General features: G+C 59.6%; 9 protein-coding genes. 2 read left to right on the forward strand and 7 right to left on the reverse strand.

Annotated features, from left to right (window positions below; genetic code table 11):
- Positions 1 to 1,187 precede the first annotated feature (1,187 nt).
- A complete protein-coding gene (locus ACREPD_RS14175) occupies positions 1,188 to 1,820 on the forward strand; it encodes a hypothetical protein (RefSeq protein WP_431599910.1) in 633 nt (210 codons plus the stop codon).
- Positions 1,821 to 1,828: 8 nt separating this feature from the next.
- The gene (locus ACREPD_RS14180; RefSeq protein ID WP_431599911.1) at positions 1,829 to 4,411 is read left to right on the forward strand and encodes a hypothetical protein; all 2,583 of its coding nucleotides are present in this window, start codon (positions 1,829 to 1,831) and stop codon (positions 4,409 to 4,411) included.
- Here the strand turns inward: ACREPD_RS14180 and ACREPD_RS14185 are convergent.
- The 7 genes from ACREPD_RS14185 to ACREPD_RS14215 all read right to left on the reverse strand — a co-directional run bounded on the left by ACREPD_RS14185 (position 4,377) and on the right by ACREPD_RS14215 (position 14,576).
- On the reverse strand, positions 4,377 to 5,219 hold the full coding sequence (locus tag ACREPD_RS14185) for a DNA adenine methylase (protein ID WP_431599912.1): 843 nt from the start codon (positions 5,217 to 5,219) through the stop codon (positions 4,377 to 4,379). The genes ACREPD_RS14180 and ACREPD_RS14185 overlap by 35 nt on opposite strands.
- 1,110 nt (positions 5,220 to 6,329) lie before the next feature.
- The gene (locus ACREPD_RS14190; protein WP_431599913.1) at positions 6,330 to 9,023 is read right to left on the reverse strand and encodes an XVIPCD domain-containing protein; all 2,694 of its coding nucleotides are present in this window, start codon (positions 9,021 to 9,023) and stop codon (positions 6,330 to 6,332) included.
- Positions 9,024 to 9,058: 35 nt separating this feature from the next.
- Positions 9,059 to 9,718, reverse strand: coding sequence for a DUF1629 domain-containing protein (locus ACREPD_RS14195; protein ID WP_431599914.1), 660 nt, complete (start codon positions 9,716 to 9,718; stop codon positions 9,059 to 9,061).
- Between the two features lie 1,454 nt (positions 9,719 to 11,172).
- Positions 11,173 to 11,913, reverse strand: a complete 741-nt coding sequence (trbJ, locus tag ACREPD_RS14200) for a P-type conjugative transfer protein TrbJ (RefSeq protein ID WP_431599915.1) — start codon at positions 11,911 to 11,913, stop codon at positions 11,173 to 11,175.
- 11 nt (positions 11,914 to 11,924) lie between these two features.
- Complete coding sequence (trbL, locus tag ACREPD_RS14205; RefSeq protein WP_431599916.1) at positions 11,925 to 13,700, reverse strand: P-type conjugative transfer protein TrbL; 1,776 nt, start codon at positions 13,698 to 13,700, stop codon at positions 11,925 to 11,927.
- Positions 13,687 to 14,151 (reverse strand): hypothetical protein, encoded by a 465-nt coding sequence (locus tag ACREPD_RS14210; RefSeq protein WP_431599917.1) that lies wholly within the window; start codon positions 14,149 to 14,151, stop codon positions 13,687 to 13,689. The genes trbL and ACREPD_RS14210 overlap by 14 nt, the downstream gene beginning before the upstream one ends.
- 212 nt (positions 14,152 to 14,363) lie before the next feature.
- Entirely contained in the window at positions 14,364 to 14,576 is a 213-nt protein-coding gene (locus ACREPD_RS14215) for a hypothetical protein (RefSeq protein WP_431599918.1), read from the reverse strand.
- Positions 14,577 to 14,695 lie beyond the last annotated feature (119 nt).

Consider the following 14,695-nt stretch of genomic DNA (forward strand, 5'->3'; position numbering starts at 1 on the left):
CTTCATGAGTCTTGGGCAACATTGAAGCGCTATACGCATCTCCGGCCCGAAGATGTTCCGGAGCGCTGAATCTTGGAGAAGATTGCTACTAGCTGATGCGGCCGCCAAGTGGAACGGACGGATGTGAACACGATTGCGCCGTACACCAGCAGTACATACGCCCGAAGACAGGAGCCGATCCCCACGACAAGGCCGGAGCCGCCTTTGCCGCCGGCCCTTCCCCTAAGTGGATGAATACTAAGGCCATTGACACCCCCCCCCCTTCCGAGCTGTTGATGTTGGCCTCATCTGACCAGTCTCGCCCCATGCTCTTGCAAGCCCACCCTCAGGAATATCTGTTACGCTAGCGGCAAACGGTCGGTGACCGCAGCTACCGTGGATAGGGCTTAAGTGACCCAGGCGGATGCGAGCCATTGACGACCCTCTATAAGGGGCTATTCTTAAGGCTGCACTTGGAGAAAGAAATGTCGAACAGCCTGCTCAGCAGTGGCGGATGCCGCTTCTGCGGCATAGTCAGTGGAGCGCTGGGCGCCCAGACGAATGCGCTCGATACTCCTTGGCTGACTAGCGCGCACTACGCTGCCATCACTTCCGTGGGAGGTTTCATCCCAGGGTGGTCCCTAATCGTACCTCGCAGCCACAGGTTGAACCTTACTGTGGATTACGATCGGGATGACTTTGTGGCGTTCACGCGCGGAGTGATCTCCCTTGTCGAAGCAAAGTTCGGGCCGTCATGCGTCTTTGAACATGGCACTACATCTGAAGACTCCGACACGAGTTGCGGAACTGCGCACGCGCATCTGCATGTCGTTCCCTTTGCTGGTGATCTTGAGAGTCTTGCAGCGCAATTTGATGTCAGCCTCGAATGGAAGACCGTCAAGTGTAGCGACCTACCTAACGCGAGCCTTGGTAGCGAATACCTTTTCGTGGCCAATGAGTTCCGCGGGAGAGAGTCCACGGGGAAGCTAGCATTGCTTAGCCAGGGACGTTCGCAGTTTTTCCGCCAAGTACTCGCTAAGGCAGTGGGCAAAACGGGATCGCACAACTACCGCGAGGACCCTTGCACTGCCCAGTCATTGCGAAGCGCCCACGTTATGCATGGCCTTACTGAACCCTACCAAGAGGTCGCCTGAGTGCGCTCGCCACGGAGGGCGGGCATCCGGACACGATTGAGCCTTCATCGCGCTGTGCTGCGCACGCGCAAGCCGCTGCCCGCCCAGAGGATCAGCGCCAAGGTCCAGCGCGCCAAAGATCAGTCGGTGGCGCCTGGTCCGGAAGATGAGATTCTCAATGATGACGAGCGCAAGTTTCTTGCTTGGGAGACTCGCTATCCATCTCCGCGAGCACAGGGACAGATACGCCGAGAAACGTACTACACGGTTGCCGTTGTATTCGCCTCGATTGCAGGCCTTTTTATTGCATGGCACGGCCTGCTAGCCGCGTACGCATCTTCGGGTTGCGTCATGTGCGACCCACTTACGTTGAGGCGTTATCTGTATTTGGCGTTCTCCGGCCTGCTCGGTGGCGCGTTGTTCGCGCTCAAGTATCTGTACAAGGTCGTCGCTCGCGGTTACTGGAATGAAGATCGGGCCCTTTGGAGATACACGTCACCAATCCTTTCGTCCGGCCTGGCCCTCGCGATTGGCGCGCTCACTGACGCCGGATTGTTCGGCTTCGCGACCAACCAGTCCGCGTCCGGGTCATCATTTGTCGCACTCGGCTTCATTGTTGGATACTTCGCCGACAGCGCTTCTAGGAAGATGCAGGAGGTCGCCGAAACCTTGTTTGGGCATCCTCTCAAGAAGCCGCGCAAGCAGTAGAGCTCCGCATGGAATTCACTTATCGAACGGAAATCGTCTGCATCACGGCTGATGGTGTAGAACGCAAGCGCGCAACCGAACTGACTAGCGAGCAGGTCGGAGCGAAGGCGCACGGGTTGCTAGGGGTTCCTCAGAGCTGGGTTCCCGACTTCTTTTGTATCGCTGCCGACGCTCAACTGAGTAGCGAGACACTTGCCAAAGCCGCTGCGCTTGCCGGCATGCAGCTTGATGAGCCCGTCTACGTCCGCTCAAGCGGCAGCTTGGAGGGCATTGAACAGCGTGGCTCCCTGATAAGTAGTCAATCAACGCTGCGAGAAGTGCCCCGCATCCTCTCAGAAATGCGAGCAAAGATGGCTGACATAGAAGGGGCTTCGAGGCAGAGCATTCACGCTCTGGTCCAGCGACGTGTCCCGACGCGAGCCAAGGGCCACCTCTCAAACGAGCGCAGGGTGTCGCGTGTCGCTCGCGACTGGCTTGCAGAGATCGAACCATCGCAAGGACATGAAGCTGAATCTCATCCTGTGGCGGTTCGGAACTGGCGTAGCACCGGGGGCCGGGGCTCAAGCTTGCACTGCACCCTCCGCGCGCAGATCTTTCGCACTCTTCGCGAAGTAGCCGCCTGGGCGGGCCCGAGACGCCTCCATATGGAGTGGGTGTGGGATGGCGGACAGCTTTGGGTGGTTCAGTGTGAAGATGCTCTAGACGCAGACGGGGTGAAACCAAAGGAACTCGTCAAGCTGCCCGCCGCATTCGACTCTAACGCGCTCCAAGGCCTTGTTCACTTTCGAAGAGCCACTCCGTCCGACTTCGAGGCGTATCGCAAGCTGAAGAACGCATCTTTGTATGTACAACTAGGCTACGAATTGCCTCCGTTCTACGTTCTTGATGACCACCATCTGCTTGATTCAATCCAGAACGGCGCTGACATTCCAGGATCGCTGCGAGCCGATCTCGTCATGCTGACGAAAGGGCCGCTGATTCTGAGGACTGACGGGAAAAGTATCCCTAACGAGAAGAGAGAAATGCTTCCACGCAGCGACGAGCTGCGCGACGAGCCAAAGGCAACCGAATGGTTAAGGAGTGCGCTATCGGAGGCTCTCGCAGAGATCCCATGCGAAGCTTCCGAGCTCGCACTCATTGGCCATCACTTCTTGCCGGCCGTGGCTTCCGCATGGGCACTCGCAGAACCTGAAAAGCGGCGGGTAAGGATTGAATCCTTGTGGGGAATTCCGGAGGGGATCTATTACTACTCTCACGATGTCTTCGACGTTGACGTCGCGAGAGTTGGCGCGGACAAGGGGGACCTAGCCGGAATTCAAGGCATATCTCGCCGAATTAGGTACAAAGACCAGTTCATCGCGCCCGACCACGCTGGATCATGGATCGTCCACAAAGTTGCGCCACCTGCTGATTGGAGCCCAAGCATCGCCTCAGACGAGGCGCTCAAGGAGATTGCTAATACCACTCGGCTGATCGCTGAGAATGAGGGGTCGCCGGCCGTTGTGATGTGGTTTGTAGGTCTGGCTGGATCGTCTAGCGATTCAGTACTCCCTTGGTGGCACGACGTCTGGAACGTAGAGCTTCCTGCCGAGAGACCACTCGGCAAGACTGAGAGAATCGGCTCGACCTTTACGGTCGCCAATGCATTGGACCTCCAGACCCTAGAAGCTGACGCCAATGGTGCCGCCAACTACAAGCGCGTAGCGGTGAAGCCAGAGTCCAGCGAGATTGTCAGAGACCGTGGATTCATCGACAGGCTCGCCGTTTTGGCCAAAAACCGAGGCTACGTGGTGGAGTTGCGCGGTGGAGTTTTGTCGCATGTGTACTACACGCTACGCCGCCATAATTGCGACGTCGTTTGTGTGGACGACTTTGCGACAACTGACGAACGCCTAGAGTTCAACAAGATCGTCAGGGACAAAATTCCCGACCTAATTGCCTCGCGAGGCGAGCGCACGGATGTTGCGAGAGTGGAGGGTGATGTACTCCTTCAGGGGCTTCGGCAGAAGCTCGTGGAAGAGTCACTCGAGGTCGTGGATGCCAAGAGCCTGGAAGCCATTTCCGAGGAACTGGCGGACGTCCTCGAGGTAGTCAAAGCAATCGAAGATACGCTTGGCGTAAAGCGAAGCGAAATTGAGCGCATTCGACAGGCGAAGGCCGAAAAGAGAGGCGGGTTTTCACAGGGCATCGTACTGAGGGAGACGAGCCTCGCTCCCCCTATGGCCGGAGCGCTCCTGGGCAATTCAACGGAGCGCTTTCCGCCGCTGGAACCCTCCGTAATACCCACCTTGCCGACGACGATCCGAGCAATCAATGTAGATCGCCGTACGCAAGGGCCCCAAGAGGAGCGAATCGTGACCTTCGCCTTCCCCATTGTTCAGCAGGACTACCGATTCTCTCGGGGCGTTTTTGATCTCCAGACCCTGTCAGGCGAGAGTCATCCAATGCGGCTTGAGGCTGAAGTTAGCCGATCAGGCGCGGAGCTGAGGGTGCGCTTCAAGCTCGCGAACAATGCCATCCAGATGGATCTCTTTGAGAAAGCCAAAGCCGACCCAGCTAACGATGAAGATACGGCGCCCGCGGCAGATTGAGGTTGCCGTAGAACATCAGCTCTTGAGCCTTGGGACGCATTAGATGCGTCGAGTAATGCAACCCGAATCGTAGGCAGCTGGCGCCGACATACAGCTCAGAGATCTCTGGACGATCATCGTATGTAACGAGCCACGGGCATTTCATATCCAGCATTAACGATGCGACGCCAGCATGGTCGGCGGAACTATAGTGACTCTTGTAAAGCTGGTGCCCTTTCTCGTAATAGGGAGGGTCGCAATATACAAAATTGCCCTTTACCTTGGAGATCGACCCAAGTAGGTCCGAGGCATCGCAGTTCGTAACCGTGACGCGTTTGCGTAGAGCACCAAGGGCCTCGATACGGCTAGCGAGTCCTTCAGCATTGAAACGAGCATCCACCTTGTACTTTCCATCTTGCTTACGCCCGCCTATCGGGCCGCCACTAAGAATTCCAGATCGGCTGGTTCTATTGAGCATGAAGGTGGCAAATGCCAACTCAATCTGTGATGCACAAGCTGCGTTACGAACCGTCTCTTTGGCCCTCTCCCTAGCTGCAAGAGTCACCTCGGCACAAAGCACCATGCTCGCTAGACTTTTAGTCTGATTAAAGACTGCGCGCCAGAACGCGAATATAAGAGGGTCCAAGTCGTTAATGTGGATGCGCTCAACGAGCTTCTCCTTGAGAAGGAAGGCTGCGGCTCCAGCCCCTCCTGCATAGGGCTCAACGTAGCATCCATCTCGCAAGTCGTTGTGCGAAATTACCTCCCCAAGCCAGTGGCCTAGTCGCCCCTTTCCGCCTGGGTATCTAAGTGGGGTAACGAATGCCATGGGTGCTCCTCTGCACTGATTGTACAGTCTTAACCTTGGCGCTGCGCGCCCCGCCGCCGCCGCCGTCAGCACGTGCCACAGACGTCATCTGTGCGCTCAAGTATTGCGCTTATGGCCTGCACACGACATCGCTTTGCGGCTGCCTGGACGAGCGCATCTCAGTGCTGGTCGATCGCGCCCCTGCATCACACTCATACCCAAGGGGGGGGGCAAGAGTTTGGATGGTGGGTCGCGGTGCGTTAGCCCTCCGGTCTGATAGGGACGGAACCCTTCTTACGTTAGTCCGTCGGGCCTATCCGGCGCTATGCCTCGGAACCCAGCTACTCAAGCCGCAAATGCCATGCAGCCCACCCGGGAGCCATGCGGCGCGCAGGACGCGCGACTCCGGTGAAAAGCGTACGTGCCCTTCCGACTCCGGGGGCAGTAAATTTGCGGCGGCCGCAAATTTGGGATGCCCGACGGCGTCTGAGCTTGGGATGCAAATGGGATGCGGAACCGGCTCAGTGGGATGCGGTACTTTTGTAATAGTATCAATACGTTAACGCGCCAAATGCGGTCCCTCGCATCCCACCCTTTATGTTCCACTATCTTTCGCTTTGGTTGATGGTGTCGCTCTTCGCTCGTATGCCCCACCTCCACTCGGCCACCCACGATACGGCGATCTGAGCCGGGACAAAACGACAGAGCCAGCTGGGAAGCTGCGACGTCCGCAAACCTCAGGGCGGGCGAGTTGCATAGGTGGAGCCGAAGGCTGCGGTAGCTGCAATTCATGAGGGACAGAGGAAAGTCGAATAGCAGGGACAAGAATCACGGCCTGAGCCAGGCAACCTCGATCCGCGCCGCCCTGCGGGCGGGAAACTGCCGAGGCGGTCGCAATGTACATACAGCCAAGCAATTGGACACCGTCGCCAAATGAACTGGACACTGGCACCAAACAAACTGGACGGTGCCACCAAATGAACTGGACAGCGGCACCATACTGGACACCACCTCCCAATGGGACCGGCCCCATGAAGTGGCCGAGCGCATGGGCGCGGCCCGTGCCTGAGTGCGGTTTGGGCCGCGCGGGACTTTAACCAAAGCCGGAACCAACACGCCCGTCCCCGGATCTCAGCCCATGCTCATGCCGCGCGCCTGCCCCTGCTGCTCGCGCTCATTCTGCAGTTGCTGCTCCAGCTGCTGCGCCTGAATCCGCTGCTGCTGTTCCTGGCTCACCACCTCGAACTGCTGCAGCGACGCTTCAACCGGCGTCTGTGCGGCCTGCTCGGTGGGCATATGCGCACGCTGGTGCGCGGGGTTGCTAGGCTCGCCCTGTACAACGAACACATGGTGCGCCGCGCTCTTCTCAGGGGTGGCATTGCTCAACAACACATGGTCAACACGGTCCAGCCCGTTGCCCTTTGCCAGCACCAGCAGGCTGGCTGTCATCCGCTCGCTGGTGCCATCGAAGCTGCGCCCGTGCTTGGCATCCAGCGCTGTTACATGCTCACGTATCTGCTGGTAAAGCGCATGGTCGGGATGACCGGCCTGCATGGGTGTAATCGGCTCAGGTGCGCGGTGCGCAGCAGGCTGGGCTGAACCGTCGACAGTCGGTACTGGCCGCGCTGCGTAGGGTGCCAGATGTTCGCCATGCGACCGCACCTCGATTGCTGGTTGCGCCGCTTGGGACTCATCTATCTGCGGAACGTGTACGCGCCTTTGCGGCAGATCCGGAGCAGGGGAGTCCGGTCTCCGTGCCTGGACCTCCTTCAACGCCTGCTGCAGCTCTTCGCTGCTGGTCACTGCGACCTGGCGGACAATCCTGTCGGGCCCAGCCTGGTAGTGAACAATCGGACTGTCGTAACCACGCGTGTCCATTCCATCGGGCTTGAGCTGCTGCATCGTGTGGCCGGTGATGCCGTTGGCCTCCCGCGTCCGTTGCACCGCCAGCCCGATGGCCTGCTGGGTGTATGGGTTCACGTTCAGGTCGATGCCTGCACTGCGGTAGCGGTGCAGCAGTTCGTTCTTCTCGACTTGGGCAGCACTGGGCGCAGGAAGCGCTTCAATGGCCGCCAGCTCGTGTTGTGAGCGTTCCAGCGAGGGTTGGCGCATCTGGCTGGTTAGTTCCAGCTCCATCGCCAGGTTCCCGCTGGCGAGCCCGTCCCGCCCGGACCACTGCCCGGCTTCATCGCGCCGGTAGAGCTGCTTGTCTGAGCCAAGCACGGCATCGGGCCTGCCCTGAGCTGACAACACTGCTGCCGGAACGCCTACACCGTGATGCTGCGCCCGCTGTGCGGCATGGTTCTCCAGGTACGCTGCCGCAATTGCCTCCCGCCCGGTGGCGATATTCGTCTCGATGCGGCCCAGCGCCTCCTGGTTGAGTTGCTGGGCGCGCACGGGTGTTGCAGTCTGGGTCTCATAGGTGCCTCGATCGTTGGCACCGGACACGCCGGTTTTTACCTGGCGCTCCCACGCTGACGTATCTGCATTGCGGTGCCAGTCCTGGTTGTCCAGCCCGCGCTGATCGCTGGCCTGGGCAGGAATCGTGAAAGGATCCTGCGGCGGCGGGACCTTGCCGAGTGCCAGACCCACCGCCACTGCGCTGGCCATGGCGCCCAATTCCTGTGACTTCTCATAACTGGCTGTCACACGTTCACGGGTTGGGTTCCTAAGCCCATCCGCCGTGAGGTCAAAGGACGCCTGGCGTTCCCAGCGTTGGCCGCTGAACTCCCACTTCACGCCCGACGTGTCGGTCTGGTGGTAGACGGCACGATTGTCCATCAGGTCGGCACCCTTCTCGAATGCCTTGCTCAACAACAGGGCATCGGCGGCTACTACGGCTGCGGGCACAAACCCGCTGCCGCCCAGCGCCAAGGACATGGCGGCACCGCCACCCCATCCGCCGACATTTCGCGCGACAGCGTGGTTGAACTCCGACTGCGCAGCGGCGGTATTGCCTTGTTCCAGCAGTTCGGCAGTGCGGTGAGCCGTCAAGATGGCATCGGCGCCAGTGGCCAGCAGGCCGCCCGAGCGGACAAGGGTTCGGGCCGACGCTTCGCCCATCAGCAGTTGGAGCGACACCGCACCCTGCTGGCTGGGAGGAACGCGGATCCGATAGCCGGACTCCTCGCCCAATACCAGCTCGACGCGGCGAATGCCCGGTTCGGACAGGACCACCCGACCGTCGTGGTGGGCATTGGCGATTGCAAGTGACAGCCCACTGCGTTGCAGCGGGACGTCGCCGCCACGGATCATCGGCGTGCTGTCCACGTCGATCTTGTTGAGCATGGTCACAATGCGCGATTCGGTATGCACGATGGCACCCCAGCCATGGTCCACGCCATGGAAGCCCTTCAAGGCCTCAATCTGCTGAGCGTGGGCCTGGAAGTAGGTGGGGATATTGTCGAAGAAGTACCGGACCCTTTGGGTAGTCGCTGCTGGGGTTTGGCCCAAGGGGGTGTTGGTGTTCAGGTCGCCATTGACCAGTCCCACCTTGACAGTGTCGCGAAGCTGCTCCACGCGCTTGGTAATCCGATCTATCGCTGACGGATCACCCTCCAAGGCGGCCTGCCCATCGCGGGATTCCTGCAGCGCATCCAAGCGATCCAACATACCCTCTTGATACGCGCGAAGCGGGCCACCGCTGTGGGGAGTGACGCCTATAGCATGCGCAAGCCGAGGGTCGGCGGGTAGGAACAGGCGGTTCTCTGCGGCGTGGATGTCGAACGTTCCCGCCTTCTGCAGCCTGGCAAGCAGTGGGCTGGTCCTCAGTGTCTGCTGCTCGATCGCATGGTGATCCTGGAGGTGCGTACGGTAGTTGGGCATGGTCAGGTTCCTTCCCTGTCGCTGATGCTGCCGGCTCAGCAGTTCACAACGTCTTCAAACCAGAGCCCGTTGGATTTCCTGGGCGTGACGATGCCGGCAGCCTCTACGGCATCCTTGAATCTGCGGTCGCAGAAGACCCCCCCATTGAAAGGAACCCTGAACACGTGGGCGGAACCCAGCACCTGTTGCTTAAAGGCCAACCGGACGTCACCTGTAAGAAGGTAGTACTTGCCTGCCTCATAATCGTCACTAATCACGATGTTGAGCTGGGAGGCATCCTCATCCAAGGCGTCCAACGTACGCACCACATCGCAGAGGTAGTAGGTGGGCCCCTTTGAACCGTCGGCCAAGCGATAGTCGGTATCGGCGAAAACGAACGCATCGGGGTCAACCGCTTCCATCACCTGACGCAGGCGCTCGGAGACCAGCCAATAGCCACTCATCCCGCCTTCCAGATCCTGGGGAAGTACACCTTCGCGAGGGTGATAGACCAAGCGCGGGGTTTCGCGCAGCGGTGGGAAGCCACCGGTCTTGGGCAACAGAATGAGTCTGGGGGGGGTAAGTAAGGCGTCTTCGTTCTCAAAGACCACACCATGGCCCTTACCCCCACGAGTGGCGTCCGGCCGCAGCTTGAAGAACTCGCCTTTCCGAGGCTGATTTGTGAGTGTCGATTCCATGTATTGGGTCTTGTCCATAAGGGGGCTGGCTCTGGGTGCCCCGACAGGTTAACTCGGCCTACTGATGGTAATCCACTTCCCGAACTCTCTCTTGCCTGCCAAGCACCCAATCCGTGTTCCGCTGAGGATCAAGGCACCTGGCCCAGCAACCGCATACTCAGCAGTATCAACGCCTGCACTAGTTTGCCCAGCTTGCGGGCGCGCGCGCCGATCGGCGGTAGAGAGAACGAGATGGCCTCTGCAATGGGTCAAAGCCGACAAATGGCCGCTAACCCGTAATGCCATGGGCAGCTACGGCGAACTCGCAAGATCGTCAGAGGCAATGACTCACACCATCGCGTCCAAATACCCGAGAGGGTCAAACGCTCGAACTGTTCAGTCCGGCTGCGGCGTTCAGTCTGGCGCTGCTGTCCAGTTCATTTGGCGCCGCTGTCCAGTTGGTCTGGTTACGGGTGTCCAGTTGGTTGGCATTTTGTACGCAATGCTCGCTCACGCGCAGCCTCCAACGTGCGGTCACTGTAGTCCTCCGCGCGATTAGCCCCCTTTGTGCGCGACCTGGCGAGGGGAGCGCCCGTCTCGACTGCACCTCTCTCGTTGGCCACGGTTACTTGTCGATCCTGATCTGCCTCTCAGAGCTATCTGCCGCTGAGCCAAAGATTCATCGAATGCGCGTGGCTGGTCTGCGGCTGCAAGGAAGCCGCCCGCGCGATCAAGATTCCGGCGGCGGCACACTTGGGAGCAATGGATCTCACAACTCGATTGCCGGGTAGCGACGAAGGAAATCCTCAAATACGTGGCGACCGCATCTTGGAAAGGCGAAACCGCATGCGTCGAAGGCTAGGTAGCTCCGGGCTCAGCGTCCAAATTTGCGGCGGCCGCAAATTTGGAGAGGCCAGATGGCACGGCTCCATTGCTTGGCAGCATCGAGCAGAGAGCCCAAATTTGCGGCGGCCGCAAATTTGGCCAGGCCGAATGGCACAGCTCCATTGTCCGGCAGCACCCAACAGAGAGCCAAAATTTGCGGCGGCCGCAAATTTGGAGAGGCCGAATGGCACAGCTCCCTTGTCCGGCAGCACCCAACAGAGAGCCAAAATTTGCGGCGGCCGCAAATATGGGAAGCGGCCCACCGGAGTCTGTACGCTTGCAGCTCTGGGGGCTTCCAGGTCGACTAGACGGAAGTGACTCACCTCACCCATTTGGGAACCTAGCGCGAGGTCGGGGCCGACTTTCACGGCGTTGATGACGCCGGCGAGGATGTTGCCAGACCCATTCGGTGTCATCCTCCACTCGATCAACGCCGCGAACAGATGCTCATCCTGTCGTGGATACCCAAGCCTTCCAAACGTGGGGATGAGGGCACACAGGTCACCGACTGCGCTCGTAGTCCCTTCACCGTCCTCGGTTCCGCCTTATGCCTATCGCCTGCAAGGCGATGGTAAAGCGGCCCGCTACAAACGGGCCGCGCGGATAGTTCAGTTTCCGATCTTGATTGGCTTGGGCTTGAAGTCCGAGCGCGTGTTGCGGTACCGGGTAGCGTCGCGAATCGATTCTTCGCGAGCTCGGGTCGCCTGCGTTTGCGCAGCCATGTAGGTGCCTTCGGCTTGCATTTGGGCAACCATCAATTCCCGCAAACTCTGCATCTGAGTCACCTGAGCCAATGCGATTTGATTGGCCGCATCCAAGGCCTCTTTTTGGCCACCGGTGGACCCTGCCGCCTGCTTCAATGCATGCAAAGCCTGCTGCTCGTCCTTGTACCCTGTCGCCTGCAGGTTAGCCACTTTCATCGCACCCAACACGCTGTCTCGCGTGGTCGTACTCCACCTGTCATAGCTTCCGCTGAAGTCTTTCTCGGCCTTGTAGCCAGGGAACATTGATTGAAACTGCCGAGCGTAATCTTTGCCAGACACCGCCAAGGAATTTCCGGTCTGAAGTACGTTGGCTAGGCGGCCAATGGTGTCTGAACCTTGTTCCCAATTCCCGTTCACCAGCGAACTCGTGTTCCGGGCCTGGTACTTCAGCTGTTCCAGCTGGTGCTGGATCTGCTGTGATTCGTTGAGGTTTGACTGCACCGCCCGTAGCTGAGTCATGAAATTGGCGACGTAGTTGGTTGGATCGACCACCACCCACTGCGCGGACGCCGCTGGCATGTGAGTGGTGGCTAGGCCGGCGAATCCAACTGCAATGGCGAGCGCGATGTTCTTACAGAGCTTCATGATATGTGTCCTCATTCTTCGGTATCGATGCGGATAGAAACGGAGCTGCTCGGTGCGGTGTCGGGGGGTAAGGTCGGCGGGGTGAGACGGTGCCCGGAGCCATTGCGGGTCGCCCTTCCGTCGAACCCATTGCCCGCTACCGGCGTTGGAGACCCGCTCCCCCCTCCGCCAGGGACGACGGGAGAGCCTTGACGCACAGGGGGAGAGCCAGCGCTTCCTATCTCGCCGCCTTCCTGACCTGTCAGCGACGTGGGGGCACCGGCCTGAGCCTCCTTGGCAGCCTGTGTTTCCTGGAGCAGGCTGTTGGCTGCACGAGTTCCCAAGCTGCCCACCGTGCGCCCCCGCTGGTCGGTGGCATTAGGAGATGGCGGAGCAAGACCGGCCATCGCCTTCAGTGCGCTTCCTGCTTCTTTTGCAGTGGCATTGGTCGCATGCCCAAGTCCCTTCAGAGCTGCAGATGCGCCTGAGGCGCCGTGCTGCGCCGCGAGTGCGGTGCCAGCGGTCGTCGCTTGCACGGCGCCCTTGGTTGCAGCCGCAAGCGTGGACGCCCCACCGGTAGCAACGGCAGCACCTGCGGCGGCGCCTGTTGCGGCAGCACCGGCCGGCGCGAAGGCGTCGGAGGCACCCATGCTGACGGAGCCACTAATCAGGCTTGCAGCAGCTTTCGGGATTGACCATGCGAGCGAGGCAAACACCAGGGCAGCCACGAACAGCTGCAGGACCTGCCTCAAGATCGCGTCTGGCGTGGTGTCGGTTGAGAGACTCTCAGGCCAGCTATCCGCCAGCTGCATCCCCAAGCCCACCAGCACATAGACCATGAACAGCTGCGCTCCGCAGCTGATGGCATAGGACAGGTAGTTCCTTGGGATATCGCGTGTGAACGAAATTCCGCCAAAGCCCAGGAGAAGAATTCCGCCATAGATGACCATGTGCATTTCGATCAACCGGATCATCAGCAAGATTGCCACCATGGCAAAGCAAACAAGGATCGCGATACCACATAAGGCTAGGGGCAGGCCGAAGGCGGCTGTGTCGCCCCACCCCATTCGGCCAATCGCGTCGAACGTCCGAAAGCAGGTATCGAAGCCAAGCACGACGATTCCCGACGGTGAGAGCTGTCCGGCCTGTCCGATCTTGGAGCCTGCGTCAGTGAAGTAGCGCATGAACTGCATCAGGTAGTCCGGGCCAACATCGATTAGCCACAGGAAGAATCCTGCTTTGAGAATCTCTAGAGCGAACTTCCCGATCAGAGACGGAGCGTCGTTCCCGTTCAGCGAAGCGCGAATCCAGAACAGCGCAAAGCTGATGATGGCCAAGGAGCCGTAAAGCTGCCTTGCGAGCGGTTTGAGAACCGCTGCCATCTGCTGAGATTGCGTGACATAGAACGCAGTCGTGTCATCAAGCATGTTGTCGCCCATCGGTCCTGCTTGCGCCTGGGCATCAGGCGTTAGCAGGATCATGGTCACCAACAATGCAGCCACGATCAGCCATGGCTTAGCCTTGTCGAGGTGCGTTCCCTGGCGATGAATTTCTCCGACAAAGATGGTGTCGTGCAGCGCAGGAAAATGCCGGCGGACGTTGCGGAACAAGAGGCGTTCCCCGCAGAATCGCAGCACTGTCCGCAACGCCTTTACGGCGCGTGGCGACTGAGTTTCAGCTGACGATCCGTGCCGATGAAACAGCAAACACAGCGCGATTACGCATGCGACGACTACTGCCATCCAAGCCTGCAGGAGCCACACGCCGAGCTGGACCAGCTGGATTGCCGACTGGTCAGTGGCGTACATCGCTTTTCTCCTCATCCAGCTCCGGGCTACGCCCAACGACTACTGGCTTAGGTCTGAAGCCTGCCCGCGGATCTCGGTAGGTGGTCGCCTCGCGAATGCTTGCCTGCGTTTCAGCTTGCGCGCGGTCTGCATGGGCCGGGCTCCGTGGCTTCGGCTCTTTGCTGCAACCGTTGGTCGCCAGGAGCACCGCCAGGGCAAGCGACGCGAGCCCTAGGGACTTCTGATTCTCGGTCAGCATGGCTGCAACACCGGCCAACGACAGGCTCGCAATGAAGCCCCCGACCAAGTGGCCCGACGCGACGCCGGCGATTGCGGCTGCGGCGGCAAGAGTTACGAGGACGCAGCCAACGCGGCCCTGCGTGCGGCGGTGCTGCAACTTCAAAGTATCAGGTGGCGAAGTGGGAATGACGCGGAACTCAGCGTCGATGATTCTTGCATCGGTGTTGCGCATGGCGCTGCTCCTGAAGGACGACAAAATTGCACGTGAGGTCATCGGCCCGGCCTACTTGGCGGGCGGATCTTCGACGTGATCTGTCGGCTCAAGAGCGCACCCAAAATCCCAGGCATGCTATTGGAAGGCCCCAACCATGAAGGCGGAGGTTAAACGTCAACGAGCATCGTGCCCGCTATTCTTGCTAGATGTTGCGCGAGACAGTGAAGCTGTTAGTGGCGGGAGGCGCGGCACCACTGGCGGAACGCAGGATTCTCATCGAGGCAACCAATCACAAGCCCTTCAGCAAACTCATCGAGCGAGCCATTGACGCTTTCAACCTGGCTGACGTACTGGCTGTACTGCTGCAGAAGCGAGATTGTCTGTGGGTCTGTGAGAATTACGCTGAACTCTGCATCTAGCATTTCCAAATCGGTGTCGCGCATGGCTTGGCTCCTGAGCGGTGGAAGATTGGCATGTGAAGCCACCGGGCCGACCTGTATGGCGGGTGGCTCTTCGACGTGACTTGTCGGCTCAAGAGCGCCCGCTAATTCGCGGGTTTGCT

The organism is Stenotrophomonas sp. (assembly GCF_050737075.1).
Classification (GTDB): domain Bacteria; phylum Pseudomonadota; class Gammaproteobacteria; order Xanthomonadales; family Xanthomonadaceae; genus Stenotrophomonas.